Annotated in this window: 16 protein-coding genes; 2 read left to right on the top strand and 14 right to left on the bottom strand. The window is 62.2% G+C overall.

Annotation, left to right across the window (positions count from 1 at the left end; all coding sequences use genetic code 11):
- The 9 genes from ACVOK8_RS17030 to ACVOK8_RS16990 all read right to left on the bottom strand — a co-directional run.
- On the bottom strand, positions 1-251 hold a 251-nt coding region (locus ACVOK8_RS17030; protein WP_481567861.1), incomplete at its 3' end, for a hypothetical protein.
- 492 nt (positions 252-743) lie between these two features.
- The gene (locus ACVOK8_RS17025; RefSeq protein ID WP_481556043.1) at positions 744-1,958 is read right to left on the bottom strand and encodes a D-alanyl-D-alanine carboxypeptidase family protein; all 1,215 of its coding nucleotides are present in this window, start codon (positions 1,956-1,958) and stop codon (positions 744-746) included.
- Positions 1,959-2,050: 92 nt separating this feature from the next.
- The gene (locus ACVOK8_RS17020) at positions 2,051-3,370 is read right to left on the bottom strand and encodes a septal ring lytic transglycosylase RlpA family protein (protein ID WP_481567860.1); all 1,320 of its coding nucleotides are present in this window, start codon (positions 3,368-3,370) and stop codon (positions 2,051-2,053) included.
- Complete coding sequence (gene mltB, locus ACVOK8_RS17015) at positions 3,367-4,503, bottom strand: lytic murein transglycosylase B (protein WP_481567859.1); 1,137 nt, start codon at positions 4,501-4,503, stop codon at positions 3,367-3,369. Before mltB ends, ACVOK8_RS17020 begins: the two co-directional genes overlap by 4 nt.
- Before the next feature lie 334 nt (positions 4,504-4,837).
- Positions 4,838-5,353 carry a hypothetical protein gene (locus ACVOK8_RS17010; protein WP_481567858.1) on the bottom strand — a complete coding sequence of 172 codons (516 nt, stop codon included), beginning with the start codon at positions 5,351-5,353 and terminating at the stop codon, positions 4,838-4,840.
- A 386-nt stretch (positions 5,354-5,739) separates the two neighbouring features.
- Positions 5,740-6,525, bottom strand: a complete 786-nt coding sequence (locus ACVOK8_RS17005) for a hypothetical protein (RefSeq protein ID WP_481567857.1) — start codon at positions 6,523-6,525, stop codon at positions 5,740-5,742.
- A 168-nt stretch (positions 6,526-6,693) separates the two neighbouring features.
- Positions 6,694-7,476, bottom strand: a complete 783-nt coding sequence (locus tag ACVOK8_RS17000; RefSeq protein ID WP_481567856.1) for a hypothetical protein — start codon at positions 7,474-7,476, stop codon at positions 6,694-6,696.
- Complete coding sequence (locus ACVOK8_RS16995; RefSeq protein ID WP_481567855.1) at positions 7,473-8,762, bottom strand: N-acetylmuramoyl-L-alanine amidase; 1,290 nt, start codon at positions 8,760-8,762, stop codon at positions 7,473-7,475. The genes ACVOK8_RS17000 and ACVOK8_RS16995 overlap by 4 nt, the downstream gene beginning before the upstream one ends.
- Positions 8,763-8,766: 4 nt before the next feature.
- On the bottom strand, positions 8,767-9,048 hold the full coding sequence (locus tag ACVOK8_RS16990; RefSeq protein ID WP_481567854.1) for a hypothetical protein: 282 nt from the start codon (positions 9,046-9,048) through the stop codon (positions 8,767-8,769).
- 47 nt (positions 9,049-9,095) lie between these two features.
- On the opposite strand from ACVOK8_RS16990, the gene ACVOK8_RS16985 reads away from it, so the two are divergent.
- Entirely contained in the window at positions 9,096-9,851 is a 756-nt protein-coding gene (locus ACVOK8_RS16985) for a hypothetical protein (protein ID WP_481567853.1), read from the top strand.
- A gap of 340 nt (positions 9,852-10,191) precedes the next feature.
- Here the strand turns inward: ACVOK8_RS16985 and rodA are convergent, their stop codons facing one another.
- The 5 genes from rodA to ACVOK8_RS16960 all read right to left on the bottom strand — a co-directional run bounded on the left by rodA (position 10,192) and on the right by ACVOK8_RS16960 (position 16,203).
- The gene (rodA, locus tag ACVOK8_RS16980; RefSeq protein ID WP_481567852.1) at positions 10,192-11,298 is read right to left on the bottom strand and encodes a rod shape-determining protein RodA; all 1,107 of its coding nucleotides are present in this window, start codon (positions 11,296-11,298) and stop codon (positions 10,192-10,194) included.
- Entirely contained in the window at positions 11,295-13,391 is a 2,097-nt protein-coding gene (gene mrdA / locus ACVOK8_RS16975) for a penicillin-binding protein 2 (RefSeq protein WP_481567851.1), read from the bottom strand. The genes rodA and mrdA overlap by 4 nt, the downstream gene beginning before the upstream one ends.
- Positions 13,392-13,393: 2 nt before the next feature.
- Positions 13,394-13,879 (bottom strand): rod shape-determining protein MreD, encoded by a 486-nt coding sequence (gene mreD / locus ACVOK8_RS16970; protein WP_481567850.1) that lies wholly within the window; start codon positions 13,877-13,879, stop codon positions 13,394-13,396.
- Entirely contained in the window at positions 13,876-15,000 is a 1,125-nt protein-coding gene (gene mreC, locus ACVOK8_RS16965; protein WP_481567849.1) for a rod shape-determining protein MreC, read from the bottom strand. The genes mreD and mreC overlap by 4 nt, the downstream gene beginning before the upstream one ends.
- Positions 15,001-15,156: 156 nt before the next feature.
- Positions 15,157-16,203, bottom strand: a complete 1,047-nt coding sequence (locus tag ACVOK8_RS16960) for a rod shape-determining protein (protein ID WP_005419402.1) — start codon at positions 16,201-16,203, stop codon at positions 15,157-15,159.
- Between the two features lie 274 nt (positions 16,204-16,477).
- On the opposite strand from ACVOK8_RS16960, the gene ACVOK8_RS16955 reads away from it, so the two are divergent.
- Positions 16,478-17,410 (top strand): carbohydrate kinase family protein, encoded by a 933-nt coding sequence (locus tag ACVOK8_RS16955; RefSeq protein ID WP_481510531.1) that lies wholly within the window; start codon positions 16,478-16,480, stop codon positions 17,408-17,410.
- The last annotated feature ends 454 nt before the right edge of the window (positions 17,411-17,864 follow it).

Below are 17,864 nucleotides of genomic sequence, written 5' to 3'. Positions count from 1 at the left end.
TTTCGACGAGACAGGGATGTCTCGTCGAAAAATCCTGCCAGCGGAGTGGACCCGCGTCGCGCAGCGGCGTGGGCGCGGAGGCAGGGTGTGCTTTCTTTGGGCCACGTTTCTTTGCACAAGCAAAGAAAGGTGTGCTCGCGCGCCGCAGGCGGGCGAAAGCTCTTGATCATGATCTTGATCTTGATCTTGATCTTGGTTGCGGTTGCGGTTGCGGTTAAAGCAATAGCAAGAGCAAGAGCAAGAGCTTTCACTCCCCTTCGGGGAGCGAGTTACTTTTCTTTGCTTGTGCAAAGAAAAGATAACCAAAAGAAGAGCTCCTCAACAGCCGAATGGCTGGTCAAGCACACCCTGCCTACGCGCCTTCCGCGCTGCGCGCTCCAGGTCCACTCCGCCAGCGGGATTTTTCGACACGACATCCTTGTCGTGGCGAAAAACGACGTGCATCCATGCACATCGCCCTTCGGGTTCTTCCCACTGGCTCCGTCGCTGCGGAAGGGGCCCGGTGAGTCAACATCAAAGTCAAAGTCAGAAGCGACGCCAACAGCAACAGCGAAAGCTACCCCTCCCCGACCCTCCCCTTGCCTGCGGCAAAGGGAGGGAGCGAAGCTGCACTCGGCAACGGAGGGAGTGGAACTGCGTCACTCTGCAGACAAAACAAAAGCGGCGTTGCTGCGCCCCATCGACCTGGACTCCAGTCGACAGAACACCGCAACGCCGCTCGGCTTTTCAGCCTGTGAAAGCCCTTACTCGGACTTCCACCACATCATGAAGGCATCCCACAGACGCTTGAAGAAACCACCTTCTTCAACGGCCTGCACAGCCACCAACGGCGCCTCGGCAACTACCTTGCCGTCCAGCGACACCTTGACCGTACCAATCTGCTGACCTGCAGTGATCGGCGCCACCAACTCCTTCGGCACGTCCATCGACGGCTTCAGATCGTTGTAACGGCCGCGCGGCACGCTCACCAACATCGGCTGCGCCACGCCCAACTGCACCTCATCGGCCGCGCCCTTCCACACATGCTGCGTGGTCACCGCCTTGCCCGGCTCATACATGCGATGGGTTTCGAAGAAACGGAAACCCCAGTTCAACAACGCCAGGCTGTCATCAGCGCGCTGCTTCTCCGAAGCCCCCCCCATCAACACCGCCACAAGACGCTGATCACCGCGCTGGGCCGAGCTCAGCAGGCAGTAACCGGCGGCCGAGGTGTGGCCGGTCTTGATGCCGTCCACGCTCTGGTCACGCCACAACAGCAGGTTGCGGTTCGGCTGGGTGATCTTGCCTACCGTGAACTCCTTGATCTTGTTGTAGGCATAGGTCTCCGGGTAATCGCGCACAAAGGCGCGGCCCAGCAACGCCAGATCGTAAGCGCTGGACTGGTGACCCTCGGCATTCAGACCGTGTGCGTTGACGAAGTGCGAATCCTTCATGCCGATCTTGGCTGCGTAGCTGTTCATCAGCGCCGCAAAGGCTTCCTGGCTGCCGGCAGCATGTTCGGCCAGGGCGATTGCCGCATCGTTGCCGGACTGGATCGCCATACCCTTTTCCATGTCTTCCAGACGCGCCGTCTGGTTGACCGGGAAGCCGCTATAGCTGCCGTCGGTGCCTGCGCCGCCTTCGCGCCAAGCGCGTTCGCTCATCATCACCTGGTCGTCCGGCTTGATCTTGCCGGTCTTCATTTCCGCGGCCAGCACGTAGGACGTCATCACCTTGGTGATGCTGGCCGGCGGCAGCGGCGAATGGATGTTCTCACCTGCCAGCACCTGGCCGGTGGCGTAATCCATCAGAACCCAAGCCGTGGCGGTGGTCGGAACCGGGGCCGGCGGCGTAGCCACCTGCGCCGGAGCGGCAGCTGCGGCCGGCGCGGGCGTCGGCGTCGGGGTGGGCGTCTGGGCGGAGGCCAGACCCACGACGAGCGTGGTGGCCAGTGCAGCGGCGGCAAAACGGAATTTCATCGGACAGCGGTTCCTGATGGACGAGGAAGAAAAATTCGGGGAGTCATTGTAGGGCGACACCAGCCAGCTGGCGGCACCCCGGTGTGCTGGGGTTAATCGCGGACCACTTGCGGCAGGCCAAATCCAAGACCGGCAATACGCCCGGCAAGTTCCGTGGCACTGCTGCTGTCGCTGGCCGGCACCCGCAGGCGCCACAAGGTACGACCGCCACTGACGATGTCACTGAGGCTGGCCCCGACGATACCGGCAGACGACAGCTGGCCCAAGGCCCGTGCCGCGTTGTCACGATTGGAAAAACTGGCTACTTGCAGCAGGATCGCGCCCAGCGCGCGCGCGGCGGGGTCGGCTGGTACGGTCTTCGGTGGCGGCCCCGCCGCAGCCCTCGACGCTGCCGCCGCAGCCGGGGCCGTAGGCGGAGTGAACTGCAGCAATTCCGACGATGCGGGCAGCGCCTGAACGCTTACCGGCCCCGATGAAGTGGCAGCGGCGCTGGTGGTGGCTGGACGACCGGTGGCGACGCGCACGCCGTTGTCCTTCATCCAGGCCTCGAAGTGATCGGCATTGCCAGCAACCGGACGTGCCGGCGCGCTCGGCAGCTTCTCGACCAGCTGGTCCATGCGGCTGGGGCTGGCGGCTGCGGGCCGCGTTGCCGGTACCGCCGCGGCAACCGTCGCAGCCGCCCGTTCACGTCGGGCGCGACGGCTGTCGCCGGCGGCCTGCAGGTTTTCGCTGCCGGGGGTCAGGCCATGCACTTCGACCCGGCCGGTGCCACGCTGGGTGATGCCCAGCCGCACTGCGGCGGCGTAGCTGAGATCGATGACGCGACCTTCGTGGAACGGACCACGGTCGTTGACGCGCACGATCACCGATTCGCCGTTGTCCAGGTTGGTCACCCGCGCGAAGCTCGGCAGCGGCAAGGTTTTGTGCGCGGCGGTGAAGGCGTACATGTCGTACACCTCACGGTTGGAGGTCAGCCGCCCGTGGAACTTCTGCCCGTAGTACGAGGCGGTGCCCTGCTCCACGTAGTTATCGACCCGGTCCATGATCTGGTATTGCTTGCCCAGCACCGTATACGGTGATCTATTGCCGACCGCCGAGCGCGCCTCGTTGGTCACCAGCGGCTCGGGAATACAGTCGACATTGGGCACGTAGCTCGGCGTGGTGTCGTTCACCCCCGGCTTGTACAGGCCGCCAGCAGTGTAGTTGCCACGGGTGGACAGGTCTTCCTGCGCCTTGGCGTACGGCGAGCCCTCAGGGCACTCACCGCGTGCGCTGCCACGCCCGTGCACCACCGTCGCCGGACGCGATGTGGAGCTTGCGCCCGCTGTGCCGGATGACGACTTCTTGGGGGCGCTGCTGCAGGCGGCCAGCCCGAGCACGATCAACGCAGGGACCAGCCACTTGATGTTCATGCCGGGGGAAGCTCCTTGCCGGCGATGGCCTGGGACAGCTGGAACACTGCCATCGCGTACATTTTGGAGATGTTGTAACGGGTGATTGCGTAGTAGTTCTGGAAGCCCAGCCAGTACTGCTTGCCGTCACTGCCCTCCAGCGTCACCGGGGTGGCCTTTGCATTCACCGCACGCACCGGCGTGACCGGCTGGTAGCCGCGCGCCGCCAGTTCGCTGACGGTATAGGTCGGGGTCCAATCGGTGGGATTGAACTCCTCGAAGCCGGCCTGCAGCGTCGCCGGTACCGCAACGGTGCCGCCACGGATCCAGCCACCCTTCTTGACGAAGTAATTGGCAATCGACGAGAACACATCGTCATAGCTGTTGAACAGGTCACGGCGGCCGTCGCCATTGCCGTCCACCGCGAAGTCCAGATAGCTGGACGGCATGAACTGGCCCATGCCCATCGCCCCGGCGTAACTGCCCTTGAGCGTGGTGATGTCGAGCTTTTCCAGCGCGCTCAGTTCAAACAGCTTGGCCAGTTCGTCACGGAAGAACAGCTCACGGCGCACTTCGCGCTCGAGCTTGGCCGGGTCGCCGGTGCGCGGGTATTTGAAGGCCAGCGTGTACAGCGCATCCAGCACGCGGTGATTGCCGGCATTGCGGCCGTAGCTGGTTTCCACACCGATGATGGACACGATCACTTCGGCCGGCACACCGGTGCGTTCCTGCACGCGCATCAGTTCATCGCGGTGCTGCGCCAGGAAGGCACGGCCACCGTCGATACGCGCCTGGGTGATGAACATCGGCCGGTATTCGTTCCACGGCTTGACCCGCTCGGCCGGACGCGACATCGCGGCGATGATCGGCTCGCGGATCTGCGCCTGGGCCAGGGTTGCTTCGATATAGGCCGGATCGATGCCGTATTTGGCCGCCGTATCGCGCACGAAATTGGCGCGGGCGGTCTCAAACGGCACGGGAGTCAGGTCGACCGGCGGCAATGCGGCCTTGGCCTCGGGTACGGCTTCGGCCGGGCCTGTGCTCGGCTTGACCGGAGTTTCCGCCGGGGCCGGCAGAGGTGCAGGAGACTTCGGCTGGGTTGCGCAAGCAACCATGCCGAGGGTGAGGCAGCAAACCAGGGCGCGTCTAATCATCGGGCGAGATTAGCAGGTCAAAGATGAATTTCCATCAATAAGACCATGAATCACAACAGGATTGAAGCGCTTGGCCCTAGCTTGCGGCTGCCTTTGAAGGTGAATGCGCCAGACAGTTGGCCAACTGTCCAATGCACGGCCTTTGGCTCGCGAAATGGAACGTCGGCCCTTCGTGCCGCCCGGAGTAGCACTACGCCAATGCTGCCCTTGGGCCTTCAACTTCTGGCCCGTGGCAGCCACGGCCGGATCAGCCCGATGGCGCTGCAGTTCTTCACATGGCTGCAGCACCGACTGCCGCCGTCTCAGGTGGAGAGATCCCAGCGAGCGCTGCGGGTCAGGGCTCGGGAATCTGAGTAATCTTTGCGCCAAATACTTCTAAATCAGAAAAATCCGCAACAAGGATACGACCCTCAGGGTCTTCATAAATATTGAAAGGACGTGGCAATCTTCCGTCAACCTCGGCGCGCGTCGTTGTTCCGCTGGAGAGGGTGTAGATATATATCAGCGTATCCCGAGGCGGAAGCGAATCCTTTTCCGAAAGGGTCATCCCCACCCCCGGATCCAACGAAGGGAGGTCGGCCTGCCCGATCAAGTGATCATCGTCGAGGATGGACCAACCGATTCCGGTCGCATCCTCGAATCCATCAGGTCGTATCGGCGGCCTGGCGATGTCTTCGAATGATTCAGTGGAAGCAATCGCATACCCCTCATCGCCGAAATAGAGCAAAGCCCACTTCTGATCCGGGCTGACTGCAAAACTAAAGATCGTTCCCCCAAGGGGAGCAGACCTGATCACATCGCGATTTTTGTCAATGATCCGCGCGCTCTCAGACCCCGACCCGACCAGCATGACTGGTAACTTTCCTAGCTGTCGCTGTGATGCCTCGTGCACTGGCACCGTTGTCAGCAGATAACGAACTGCCCGCTGTTCCGTCGGCGTGGCGATGCTGTGAGGGGCTCAGCAGTTGACGCAGCCACCGCGACCGCTTCGGATGTGCAACCCGTCGTGAGAACCGCAGCAAACAGGATCAAGCAAGACAGCACCCGGCTGCTGTGAAAGTGTGCATTGTTGCGCAATAGGCTTCATTGATTCATCCTTAAATCTTCAGGCAATACGTCGGTGACGGCATCGCAGATATCCTGCCTGACCTGCTCGTAGCCCTCATTTATGTCAGCGGCGCATGGCGCTCGGGCACGCACGAAAGCATACAAACGCGGTCTTCGGAGCCAAGGGGATCAAGGCTCCGGAATCTGAATGATCTTCACCCCAAACACTTCGAGATCATGAAAATCCGAAATAAGGACACGGCCCTCAGGACCTTCATAAATATTGAGAGGCCGCGGCAATGTTCCGTCAATCTCGGCGCGCGTCGTTGTTCCACTGGAGAGGGTGTAGATATAGATCAGCGTATCGCGAGGCGGAAGCGAATCCTTTTCCGAAAGGGTCATCCCCACCCCCGGATCCAGTGAAGGAAGGTCGGCCTGCCCGATCAAGTGATCATCATCGAGAATGTCCCAACCGATTCCGGTCGCATCCTCGAATCCATCAGGTTGTATCGGCGGCCTGGCGATATCTTCGAATGATTTTGCTAATGACTCAGCGGAAGCAATTGCGTACTCCGCATCGCCGAAATAAAGCAAAACCCATTTCTGATTCGGGCTCACTTCAGAACCAGCAATCTTGCCCCAACCGGGAGCAGACCTTATCACGCCCAGATTGTGTCTAATGATCCGCGCGCGCTCAGACCCAGATCCAGACCCGACCAGCATGTCTGGCAACTTTCCTAGCCGTCGCGGTGCTACCTCGTCCACGGGCACCGTTGTCAGCAGATAGCGAACTGCCCGCTGTTCCGACGACGCTATCGGTGACAACGTTGCAGGCTTTTCTTCCGGTGACGAAGCCGCGACCGCTTCCGCTGTGCACCCCGTCACGAGGACCATGCCAAACAGGATCAGACCGGGCAGTGCCCGGCTACTGTGAAAGAAGGTCGCACTGTTCCGCCATAGGCGTAGCTGCTTCATTGATTCATCCTTAAATCTTCAGGCAATACGTCGGCGACGGCATCGCGGATGTTCCGACCGACCTGCTGCAACCCGGGCAGGCACCCGCTCTTTCAAAAAAATGTACGCGACGCATGACGCTCGGGCACGCACGAAAGCATACAAACGCGGTATTTGGGGCCAGGGGGATCAAGACTCCGGAATCTGAATGATCTTCGCGCCAAACTCTTCGAGATCATCAAGACTCAAAATAAGCAGACGGCCTTGAGCATCTTCAGAAATACGGAAAGGGCGCGGCAGTGTTCTGTCAATCTCGGCGCGCGTCGTTGTTCCGCTGGAAATGGTGTAGATATAAATCAGCGTATCCCGAGGCGGAAGCGAGTCCTTTTCCGAAAGGGTCATCCCCACCCCCGGATCCAGTGAAGGGAGGTCGGCCTGTCCGATCAAGTGATCATCGTCGAGAATGACCCAATAAATAGCGGTTGCGTCATCGAAACCATCGGGAAATCTCGGCGGCTTGGCGATGTCTTCGAATGATTTGGCTAATGATTCAGCGGAAGCAATCGCATACCCAGCTTCACCGATATCGAGCAAAGCCCATTTCTGATCCGGGCTGACTTTAGAACCAGAAATCCTGCCCCCTTGGGAGGCAGACCTTATCACGTCCAGATTGTGTCTAATGATCCACGCGCGCTCAGGCCCAGATCCGGCCAGCCAGGCTGGCAACTTCCCCCGCTGTCGCGGTGACACCTCGTCCACTGGCACCGTTGTCAGCAGATAGCGAACTGCCCGCTGGTCCGTCGGCGGTCGCGATGGCGATGTTGTGCCGGGGGGCTCAGCAGATGACGCAGCCACCGCGACCGCTTCGGATGTGCAACCCGTCACGAGGACCATGCCAAACAGGATCAGGCAACGGAGTACGCGGTTACGGTGAAGGTTTGCACTGTTCCACAATAGGCGTAGCTGGCTCATTGATTCATCCTCAAATCTTCAAGCAATGCGTCGGCGACGGCATCGCAGATATCCTGCCTGACCTGTTCGTAGCCCTCATTGATGCTGAGCAGCCTGTCGACGCTCTCGTTATCGATGAACTCCACCTCCAGGAGTGCAGCGCGCAAGGGATGATAGACAGTGGTATTCCCCAACGTCCTATCACTTAAAACCGCAAGATCTCTTTCAGATTTAATCCCCCGATTTCTTGCCCCGGCGTCATGCGCGAGAATTGCGTTGTAAGCCGCGTCATTCACTCTTTGCGCCAACGCGGTGTCCTCATCAAAGTTCACGTTAGTGGCGCGAGGGCGGACCAGTGTCTCGGTGCCTCTTGCCACCGTATTTGCGCCATTGAAATGGATGCTCAGCAGAATATCGGCGCCATTGTCCCGGCCTACGAATGCGCGCTCTTCTCCGCTTATGTTTCTGTCGTCGGGTCGCGTCATGTGAACCCGCAGGTTTTGATTCTCACCGACACGCAGCGCGCGCAATGCCGTTCTGGTCCGCAGACCAAAATCAAGCGTCAGTTCTTTTTCCAGAACACGGCTGGTATGTGATGTCGCATTGTTGGCCGAGGAACCAGCAAAGTTGTCCACTCCCCCATGCCCGGGGTCGATCACGATGATGCCCGGCACTTCCAGGTCGATCAGTTCGACTGCGGCAGCCTCGCCTTCCAACTGCACGCTGATGCGCGCGGCATTGAACGCGATGGGCGGCAGGTTGATGCGGATGGCGGTGTGGCCGGTATCGTCCACGGTGGTGGTTGCCTGCTCCTGACTGACACGAGTAAACCCGGTGGCGGTGAACTCGGCTGGCGTCTCGAAGCGGTCGCGATGCCCCTCTGCCGCCTGCGCCCAATCGCCCCGGAAAACAGCAGCGGCTGCCTGCTCGCCTTCTTCAACAGGGCGCACGAACAACGGCACCATCGTCCATGTCACCGTCTTGCCTGCATGGTGATTGTCGGGGCGGCCTTCGTTCCAGATGCGAATCTTCAGTTCGCGGTGTGCGATACGGTTGTCCGCTGGCTCGACCTTGACCATCGGGTGTTTATGCGGGAGCGCCTGCGGCTCGGTTGAGCCTTCGATTGCTACAGGGTTTTCCTCGCTATCTTCCTCGAAGATTTCCGGTGCAAGCGCAATGGCGTCGATATGCAGTACGTTCTCCGGCCTTTCGATACGAACTTCCCTGCGCGCCGTCTTGGATATGGGCGAGGTGGCGGATTCGGCAATACGGCGAAAAATGCGCTGCACAACGGGGACGATGATCATCGGCTCAAACCCCCTTCACTTCCAAAGACAGCATTTCGGAGCTTGCTGTTTTCACCACCTGCGTGCGTCCGAACGAATCGGTGACGCCCTCCAGATAGCTACCGTCCTCGAGCAGGATGCGATAGGAAACGTTGGGCAGAGGCTCGCCGCTTGTCTTGTCCTTCAGCACAAAACCTTCGTCGAACAGCTTGAGCCGGGTGTCCGGCAACTTTGGCAGTCCAGTTACCCTGAACTCGCCCTGCAGAAATGGGTGGTCACTGGCCTTGACGATGAAGTTGCCGGGCATGTCATAGTTCCTTTATATACGATGTACTTCCATGGAGATTTGCAGCAGTGACGCTGATCATCGCCGCCGACACGCAGGATCATCTGATCCTTGCCGGGGATCATTGCGCAGTATTGACGCAGCAGTCAAACCCAGGCGCACCGGAATATGTATTCACCAATTACCGTAAGGTTTATCCATGGAAATACGGGGCTTTCGCCGCATCCGGCGATGTTTTTCTGAAGATTAATTTTTTGAGATTATTCTTAAAGCGCGTGGAAGATAGCGGCCCCATAGATCTGGCACAGGTTGCCAAATCTGCCAAACAGATGCGTACAAACAGCGGCGTCCCACCTGACATCTCCACCGGGAATATCTTCTTCACCACACCTGGGCGCGAAGGGTTTCAGCTGCACTGCGTGTCGGTCACAACAGACCGCATCACTTGCGAGATCATCAAACCTTTCATCACGCAGTTTTCGTCCGCAGACAAGCTGCTTGAACAGGCCGAATACGATGCATTCAACAAGCAACTGCGCCCGGCGTTCTTCTTTGATGACATCGAGGCATTCCATCGCCACCACCTTGATCTGCTGACCGCATTTTTTGCGGGCTACAGCGCGGGCGATGCGCGGGCAACGGCATCGTTTGACGTGTGCATGCTGGACAAGAAAACCGGTGCCGGGATGTTCTGGCATGTAGCAGAACCGCCAAAGCAGCTTGCCTATGTCCATCTTTCCGAAGATGAGAGCGATACCGACCTTTGGTATCCACTCCTTGGGGGCATAGACATGAATCCGTCGCCAGGCTTACCCCGCCAGTGACGCCCGCCGGCCATGCAGAAAAAACGCCCGACAGCACCGGCGATGGCTTCACAAGCGGCGATCCAAAGCCCAAAAAAAAGAACGCCGGTCATCTCCCCATCCCGCTGAGATGACCGGCGCTCGCGTCAGCGTCCGGGGGACCCGGGACGACGGCTCCCCCCGTCATCCCGCCAGATGCCAACCTGCCAGCAGCCCCATACGGCGAGCCGGCGGTCACAGCGCGGATAGCGCGCCGGTGACGGGGCGTAGTGTGAAGGTTTAGTAAAGCCAGGTGTTTGATCTGGATCAAAGCTCGCAATATTGCCGCGGATAAATGGACGATCCACGCAACAGCATTGCGCTAGCCGCCGTGCACCGGCCGGTGCGCGCGTACCGCCATCACCAGCCCGAAGCCGGCCAGCAAGGACACCGCCGAGGTGCCGCCATAGCTGATCAACGGCATCGGCACACCCACCACCGGCAACAGGCCGGAGATCATGCCGCCGTTGACCAGGATGTAGACGAAGAACGCCAGACCGGTTGCGCCTGCCAGTAGCCGCGAATAGGTATCGCGCGAGTCCACCGCGATCCACAGGCAGCGGCCGATCACGAACAGGTACAAGGCCAGCACGATCGCCACGCCGATCCAGCCGTACTCCTCACTCAGCACAGAGAACGCAAAGTCGGTGGTCTGTTCGGGAATGAAGTTCAGGTGCGACTGCGAGCCCAGCCCCCAGCCTTTGCCGGTCAGGCCGCCGGAACCAATGGCGATCTTGGACTGGATGATGTTCCAGCCCGCACCCAGGGCATCGCTCTCCGGGTCGAGGAACATCATGATGCGGTCCTTCTGGTAAGGCCGCAGCAGCCAGAACCAGGCCACCGGCGCAGCGGCGGCAACACCGCCCACACCCACGCCCACCCACCACCACGGCAGGCCGGCCAGCAACAATACGAAGGCACCGCTGGCGGCGATCAGCACACCGGTACCGAAGTCCGGCTGCAACATCACCAGACCGGTCGGCACACCAATGATCACCGCCGCCACCAGCACCACCGGAACACGTGGCGGCAAGGGCATGCGGTTGAGGTACCAGGCCACCATCATCGGCAGACTGACTTTCAACAACTCGGCCGGCTGCAGATAGAACAGCCCCAGATTCAACCATTGGCGCCCGTACTTGCCGGTACCCAGCACGAACACCGCCAGCAGTGGCAGCATCGACAAGGCATAGATCATCGGCGTCCACGCGCGGATGCGCAGGATCGATACGCGCGAGATCGCCCACATCGCCACCAGGCCCACCGCGAAACGCACGCCCTGCGCCATCACCAGGCCACTGCCACCGGCGCTGTCCAGCACCGACAAGCCAATGACCATCAAAGCGAGCAAGGCAAACAGCAGCGGCCAGTCCAGGCCACGGGTCAGACGCTGACCCATCTCCAACGCCCAGCGCAGGAAATCCCTCATCGGCGCATCTCCGCTGTCGTTGCCGCCGGCACCGCCGGACGCGCAGCTGCCGGCGCAACACCAAGCAGCGCCTCAGGCGCAGGCTGCGGCGGCGTACCTGGCTGCGGCGCGGGAACGCCAACCATGATCGGCAGATCGGCGAACTGCGGCGCAACCTGCTCGCCGCGCGCGCGCCAGCTGGCATCTTCGGTATCGAACGTCGCCACACCCACCGCCACTGTGCCGCGCTCTGCATCCAGCGGCTGCAGACCTTCCGGCATCACCCCGAGCAACCAGGCATCAAATACCTTGCGCGCGATCGGCGCGGCAGCCGAACCACCATAGCCACCGCCTTCCACCGCGATGGCAATTGCGATCACGGGCTCCTCGGCAGGCGCAAAACCCACGAACAGCGCGCGGTGACGCAGGTGCATCGGCAGGCTGCGCGGATTCAATGCGGCCGTGCCCTTGCGGCTGATGACCTGCGCGGTACCGGTCTTGCCAGCCATGCGGTATTGCGCACCGGCAGCGGAGCGCCAGCCACTGCCGCCGGGCTGCATGGTGCCCATCATGCCTTCGCGCACTGCCTGCACGTTGGCCGGGTTGGGGCTGATCGGCCTGCTTGCCTGCGGCTGCGTCGGCGCCCAGTCATGGTCGAAACCGGCGCGCCGCTCCATTACCAGATGCGGTGTGCGCAGCTGGCCGGTAGCCAGTCCGCCAACACCACGCACCAGTTGCAGCGGTGTCACCTTCCATAACCCCTGGCCGATGCTGGCATTGACGGTGTCACCCGGATACCAGCGCTCCTTGTTGGCTTTCAGCTTGGCCGCCGGTGACGGCAGGATGCCGCCGATCTCGCCGGCCAGATCGATGCCGGTGGGCTGGCCAAAGCCATAGCGGTTGCCCATGTAGTCGTCATAGCGCTCGATGCCCATGTCGATACCGAGCTGGTAGTAATAGGTATTGACCGACTGGGTGATCGATTTGCGCAGATCGGTCCAGCCATGGCCGCCACGGTTGGCGTCGCCCCAGCCACGGCTGACGCCGGGCAGGTAGAACATGCCGCGCGACAGGATCTTGTCTTCGGGCCGGCGCAGGCCGCTGTCCAGGCCAGCCAGGCCAAGGAAGGGCTTCACCGTCGAACCCGGCGCCACGCCGCCCAGCACCAGCCGGTTGAACTGCGGCCGCGAAGGGTTCTCGTTGAGCGCCTTGAAGTCGGCGTGGGAGATGCCGTTGACGAACAGATTGGGATCGAACGACGGCAGGCTGACCATAGCCAGGATTTCGCCGGTGCGCGGATCGATCGCCACCGCCGAACCTTCCTGCTCGCCGAACGCCGCCACCATGGCGCGTTGCAGGTCGGCATCGATCGACAGCCGCAGATCGGTGCCCGACTGCGCCGGCACCCGCCCAACCGTGCGGATCGCACGGCCCTGCACATTGGTCTCGACCTGCTCGTAGCCGATCTTGCCGCGCAGCTGGGTTTCGTAGAAACGCTCCAACCCGGACTTGCCGATGTGCGTCAGCGCCGCATTGCCCTCGCCCAGCTCTTCCAGATCCTTGTCATCGACCCGGCCGACGTAGCCGATGATGTGGCCGAACAGATCGCCGTAGGGGTAACGCCGGGTCAGATAGGGCTCGAGCTCGACGCCCGGGTAGCGCCAGCGGTCCACTGCGAAGCGTGCCATCTCGTCGTCGCTGACCCGCAGCTTCAACGTCACCGGCATGAAGCCGCGGCGGGCCTTGCGCGATTGCTTGAAGCGCTCGATGTCTTCTTCGCTGAGCGAGAAGATCTTCTGCAGCCCGGCCAGGGTGGCATCCATGTCCGTGACCTTGTCGGCGGTAACGTCCAGACGGAAAGCCGGCACGTTCTCGGCCAGCAGGCGCCCGTTGCGGTCGTAGATCAGCCCGCGTCCCGGCACCACCGGCCGAGCCTTGATGCGGTTGGCCTCGGAACGGGTGGCGTAGATGTCGTGGTCCAGCACCTGCAGCTTGAAATACCAGCCGGCGAGGAAACCCAGGGTCAGCAGCACACCCAGGAAGCCGATCGCGGCACGGCGCCGGAACTGCTCGGCCTCTGCGTGCGTGTTCTTGTGCTGGCGGCGCGACGCCATCGTCAGCGCCCGCGCTTGCCCAGCCGCACCGCATCCAGCAGCACATACAGCGGCAACCACAAGCCCATGCCCAGCAGCGGTGCCACCCAGTAGCTCCACGGCAGCATCGGCTCGCCCACCAGCAGGTGGATGGCAGCATCGATCACGCGGTCATTGAACAGCAGCCCGCCCATCGCCAAGGCCTGCTGCGACAGCGGGAAGAAGCGGATGCGGGCACGGAAGCGCTGCAGGATGAAGGCCATCACCACCAGCCGCAGCGCCTGCTCGCCCAGAATGCCGCCAAACATCACGTCGGCCAGCAGGCCGATGCTGAAGGCGAAGCCCAGCCCGACCTTGTCGGGGGTTTCGATCACCCAGTAAGCCAGTACCAGCGCCAACCAATACGGGCGCGCCGGCAACAGCAGTTCGGGCAGCGGAATCAGCCCCAGCAGCAAGGCCAACACGAAACTGACCGGCATCACCCAGCCCTTGGTGCGCAGACGACTCATGGGCGCACCTGTGGCGGGGTCGGGTTGTCAGTGGTCACTGGTGTTGCCGGGCTTGCGGATTCGTTGACTGGCGCTGTCGCCGGGGCGGGCGACTGGCCTGCAGCTGCCGGCTCGGTCGCTGGCGTGTTGGCCGGGGCCTGCGTGGCCGCCGCAGCCTGAGGGTTGGTAGCAGGAACAACGGCAGCTGCCGCGCCCATGCGGTTGACCGGGGCGGCGGATGGACCGCCAGCGGCCGCGGCTTCCGGCGCCGATTCGATTGCACTGCTATCCGGCAACTGCGGCAGCGCCGGTACCGAACGCAGCAGCAGCACATTGCGGCCACGGTCCAGCTTGGCCGCCGGCTCCAGCTCGCCGACCAGGAAGGCGTGGGTGTCGTCCGGGCGCAGCTTCAGGATTTTGCCGACCGGGAAGCCGGCCGGGAAACGCCCACCCAGACCAGAAGTGACGATCTCATCGCCCACTTCCACGCCTGCGCTGAGCGGAATATCACGCAGTTCCAACCGGTCGCCACGGCCATAAACAATCAGCCGTACACCGTTGCGCGCCACGGCCACCGGCACCGCATGGTCCGGATCGGTCAGCAGCAACACGGTTGAATGCGCCGGGGTCACCGCGATCACCTGGCCCATCAGGCCACCGGCATCGATCACCGCCTGGCCGACATGCACGCCGGCGCGGCTGCCTGAATCCAGTACCAGCCGCTGTTTGACCGGATCCAGGTCGATATCGAGGATGGGCGCCAGTTGCACGTCCAGGCCATTGCGCTCGGCCACGTTGAGCAGCTCGCGCAGCTGAGCGTTGTCCAGCGCCGCAGTCTGCAGGCGGGTCAGTCGCGCATTGGCGACCAGCAGTTGGTTACGCAGCTCGCGGTTTTCGCTGACCAGCTGGTTATGGCTGGCAGCGTTGTCCTTGACCGATGCCCCTACCCGGCCAGGCACACCGGCCAAGGCCCAGATCGGCTGCACCAGCACATTGGCCTGGGCGCGCAGACGCGACATCCAGCCGCCCTGGTCGTCGAGCACGATCAAGGTGATGGCCAAGGCCAGGTACGCCAGCAGACGCAGCGTGCTGCTGGCATCCCCTTGACGGGAGGCTACGGGAGGACCGGCGTAAGGGGGCACGACAGAAGGCTGGGAATTGGGAATGAAGAATCGGGTATGGAAACGGCGCGACTGCTGTCACGCCGTTGGTTCGGGGAAGCGGATGCTGGAGAGTGGAACGAGCTGCAGGACACCCTGCCCTCTTTTCTCGATTCCCCAGCCCCCATTCCCTGCGGATCACTCCGGCGCAAAGAACTCGTTGCCGTGCATGTCCACCAGTTCCAGCGCACGACCGCCACCGCGGGCCACGCAGGTCAACGGATCGTCGGCCACCTGCACGTGCAGGCCGGTTTCTTCGGAGATCAGGCGGTCCAGGTCACGCAGCAACGCGCCACCACCGGTCAGCACGATGCCGCGCTCGGCGACGTCGGCGCACAGCTCCGGCGGGGTCTGCTCCAGGGCCAGCTTGACCGCCGAGACGATGCCCGACAGCGGCTCGTGCAGGGCTTCCAACACTTCGTTGGAGCTGATCTTGATCATCTTCGGCACGCCCTCGGCGAGGTTGCGGCCGGAGATTTCCATCTCGATCACTTCCGCCTGCGGGTAGGCGCAGCCCAGCTCCACCTTGATGCGCTCGGCGGTGGCTTCACCGATCAGCATGCCGTGGTTGCGGCGCACGTAATTGGTGATGGACTCGTCGAAACGGTCGCCACCGATACGCACCGAGGCCGAATAGACGATGCCGTTCAGCGAGATGACCGCGACTTCGGTGGTGCCGCCGCCGATATCGATGACCATCGAACCACGCGCCTCGGTGACCGGCATGCCGGCACCGATCGCAGCAGCCATCGGCTCTTCGATCAGGAACACATCACGCGCGCCGGCCTCCTCGGCCGATTCCTTGATCGCACGACGCTCCACCTGGGTGGAACCGGCCGGCACGCAGACCAGCACGCGCGGGCTCGGGCGCAGCACGCGCGACTTGTGCACCTTCTTTATGAAGTGCTTGAGCATCGCCTCGGTGTAGGTGAAGTCGGCGATGACGCCATCCTTCATCGGGCGGATGGTGGTGATATGGCCCGGGGTACGGCCGAGCATCTGCTTGGCCTCGGCGCCGACGGCAGCCACTGAGCGGGTGCCACCGATGGCACGGTCCTGGCGCACGGCCACGACCGACGGCTCGTTCAGCACAATGCCCTGGCCGCGCACATAGATAAGGGTGTTGGCCGTGCCCAGGTCAATGGACAGGTCATTGGAGAACATGCCACGCAGCTTCTTGAACATCTGGGAAGTGATCCTGAGGGGTGTCGCGCCCACGCCGTTTGGCGAAAAAATGGGCAGAAAATGGGGGCAGTTAGCCTATCAACCCACCCCCGCCCGAGCAAGGAAAATCCTAGGGAATTCTGGGCTTTCGCCCACTCCGGGCAGCTGCGGTACATCCTTGCTTGTGGCCGTGGACCGCCGCAGCCGGTAACCTTACGCACTTTGGCGCGCAGTCGCGCCGGGTCGACTGCGCGTGCGCGGCGGCTTTTTCCTTTTACGTATAGGCCTGTTCGCAATGTCCGCTTTGATCTGTGGTTCCCTTGCCTTTGACACCATCATGGTGTTCCCGGACCAGTTCAAGAACCACATCCTGCCGGACAAGGTGCACATCCTGAATGTGTCGTTCCTGGTGCCGCGCATGCGTCGCGAGCTGGGTGGCTGCGCGGGCAACATCGCCTACAACCTGAAGCTGCTGGGCGGCAGCCCGATCCCGATGGGCACCGTGGGCCAGGACTTCGGTCCGTACCGCGAGCACTTCGAGCGCATGGGCATCGACCTGAGCCAGGTGCGGGTGCTGGAAGACATGTTCACCCCGCAGTGCTTCATCACCACCGACCACGACAACAACCAGATCACCGCCTTCCACCCGGGCGCGATGATGCGTTCGCACGACAACCACGTGCGCGACGTGCCGGGCGTCACCTTCGGCATCGTTGCCCCGGACGGCCGTGAAGGCATGATCCAGAACGCAGCCGAGTTCGTCGAATGCGGCATTCCCTTCATCTTCGATCCGGGCCAGGCGCTGCCGCTGTTCAACGGCCCGGAACTGCGCGAGTTCATCGAGCAGGCCGACTACGTGGTGGTCAACGATTACGAGTCCAACCTGCTGCAGCAGCGTACCGGCTGGAGCGAGACCGACATCGTCGCCCGGACCAAGGCCTACATCACCACCCAGGGCCCGCGCGGCGCGATCATCCACACCCCGGAAAAGACCTTCGACATCCCGCCGGCGCACGAGCGCCGCGTGGTCGACCCGACCGGTTGCGGCGACGCCTTCCGCGCCGGCCTGATCTTCGGCATCGAGAAGGGCATGGACTGGCTGACCGTCGGCCGCATGAGCAACCTGATGGGCGCGTTGAAGGTGGAACACCCGGGCACGCAGAACCAGCGCTTCGACTTCGCCGAGTTCAACGACCAGTTCAAGCAGCAATTCGGCTACGGCCTCTAAGAAAAACGGCGCCTCGGCGCCGTTTTTTTTGCCCCGGCAAACTGCAGTGCCGAGCCATGCTCGGCAGGGGCTTTACAAGCGAAAAGCTCCCCCTCACCCCAACCCCCGCTCCCCGGCCCTTGCGCTGGCGCAAGTGCGTTCAACAGGGGCACAAACCGATGGTTTGTAAACGCCCCTCTTTCACCCCGCAAGCGGGAGAGGGGCTCAAAGCGTAGTGCCGAGCCATGCTCGGCAGAGGCCTTCCCGGCCATACGTAGGCCGCATGACATCTGTAGGAGCGGTGTAAGCCGCGAAGCTGGTGATGCTGGATTGCAGGCGATTTCGACAATCTGATGGTGTGCCAGCTTCGCGGCTTACGCCGCTTGTGTCTGCCAGCCGAGTAGATTGTGGTTGAGAGCGGAGTGCGGCAGCCCGTTACGTCGCGGTGCCCAGAAGCACGTGTAGGAGTTGGGGC

The organism is Stenotrophomonas sp. STEN083, assembly GCF_056759195.1.
The sequence above is the reverse complement of the archived record's forward strand: the minus strand, read 5'-3'. Positions and strand labels throughout refer to the sequence as shown.

Excerpts from the sequence above, each read along its gene's own strand:
- rodA (WP_481567852.1), bottom strand. The coding sequence starts at position 11,298 with ATGAGGGATTTCCTGCGCTGGGCGTTGGAGATGGGTCAGCGTCTGACC.
- ACVOK8_RS16960 (WP_005419402.1), bottom strand. The coding sequence starts at position 16,203 with ATGTTCAAGAAGCTGCGTGGCATGTTCTCCAATGACCTGTCCATTGAC.
- ACVOK8_RS17020 (WP_481567860.1), bottom strand. The coding sequence starts at position 3,370 with ATGAACATCAAGTGGCTGGTCCCTGCGTTGATCGTGCTCGGGCTGGCC.
- mltB (WP_481567859.1), bottom strand. The coding sequence starts at position 4,503 with ATGATTAGACGCGCCCTGGTTTGCTGCCTCACCCTCGGCATGGTTGCT.
- mreD (WP_481567850.1), bottom strand. The coding sequence starts at position 13,879 with ATGAGTCGTCTGCGCACCAAGGGCTGGGTGATGCCGGTCAGTTTCGTG.
- ACVOK8_RS16955 (WP_481510531.1), top strand. The coding sequence starts at position 16,478 with ATGTCCGCTTTGATCTGTGGTTCCCTTGCCTTTGACACCATCATGGTG.
- ACVOK8_RS17010 (WP_481567858.1), bottom strand. The coding sequence starts at position 5,353 with ATGCTGGTCGGGTCGGGGTCTGAGAGCGCGCGGATCATTGACAAAAAT.
- ACVOK8_RS17025 (WP_481556043.1), bottom strand. The coding sequence starts at position 1,958 with ATGAAATTCCGTTTTGCCGCCGCTGCACTGGCCACCACGCTCGTCGTG.
- mrdA (WP_481567851.1), bottom strand. The coding sequence starts at position 13,391 with ATGGCGTCGCGCCGCCAGCACAAGAACACGCACGCAGAGGCCGAGCAG.
- ACVOK8_RS17005 (WP_481567857.1), bottom strand. The coding sequence starts at position 6,525 with ATGAAGCAGCTACGCCTATGGCGGAACAGTGCGACCTTCTTTCACAGT.
- ACVOK8_RS16990 (WP_481567854.1), bottom strand. The coding sequence starts at position 9,048 with ATGCCCGGCAACTTCATCGTCAAGGCCAGTGACCACCCATTTCTGCAG.
- ACVOK8_RS16995 (WP_481567855.1), bottom strand. The coding sequence starts at position 8,762 with ATGATCATCGTCCCCGTTGTGCAGCGCATTTTTCGCCGTATTGCCGAA.
- ACVOK8_RS17000 (WP_481567856.1), bottom strand. The coding sequence starts at position 7,476 with ATGAGCCAGCTACGCCTATTGTGGAACAGTGCAAACCTTCACCGTAAC.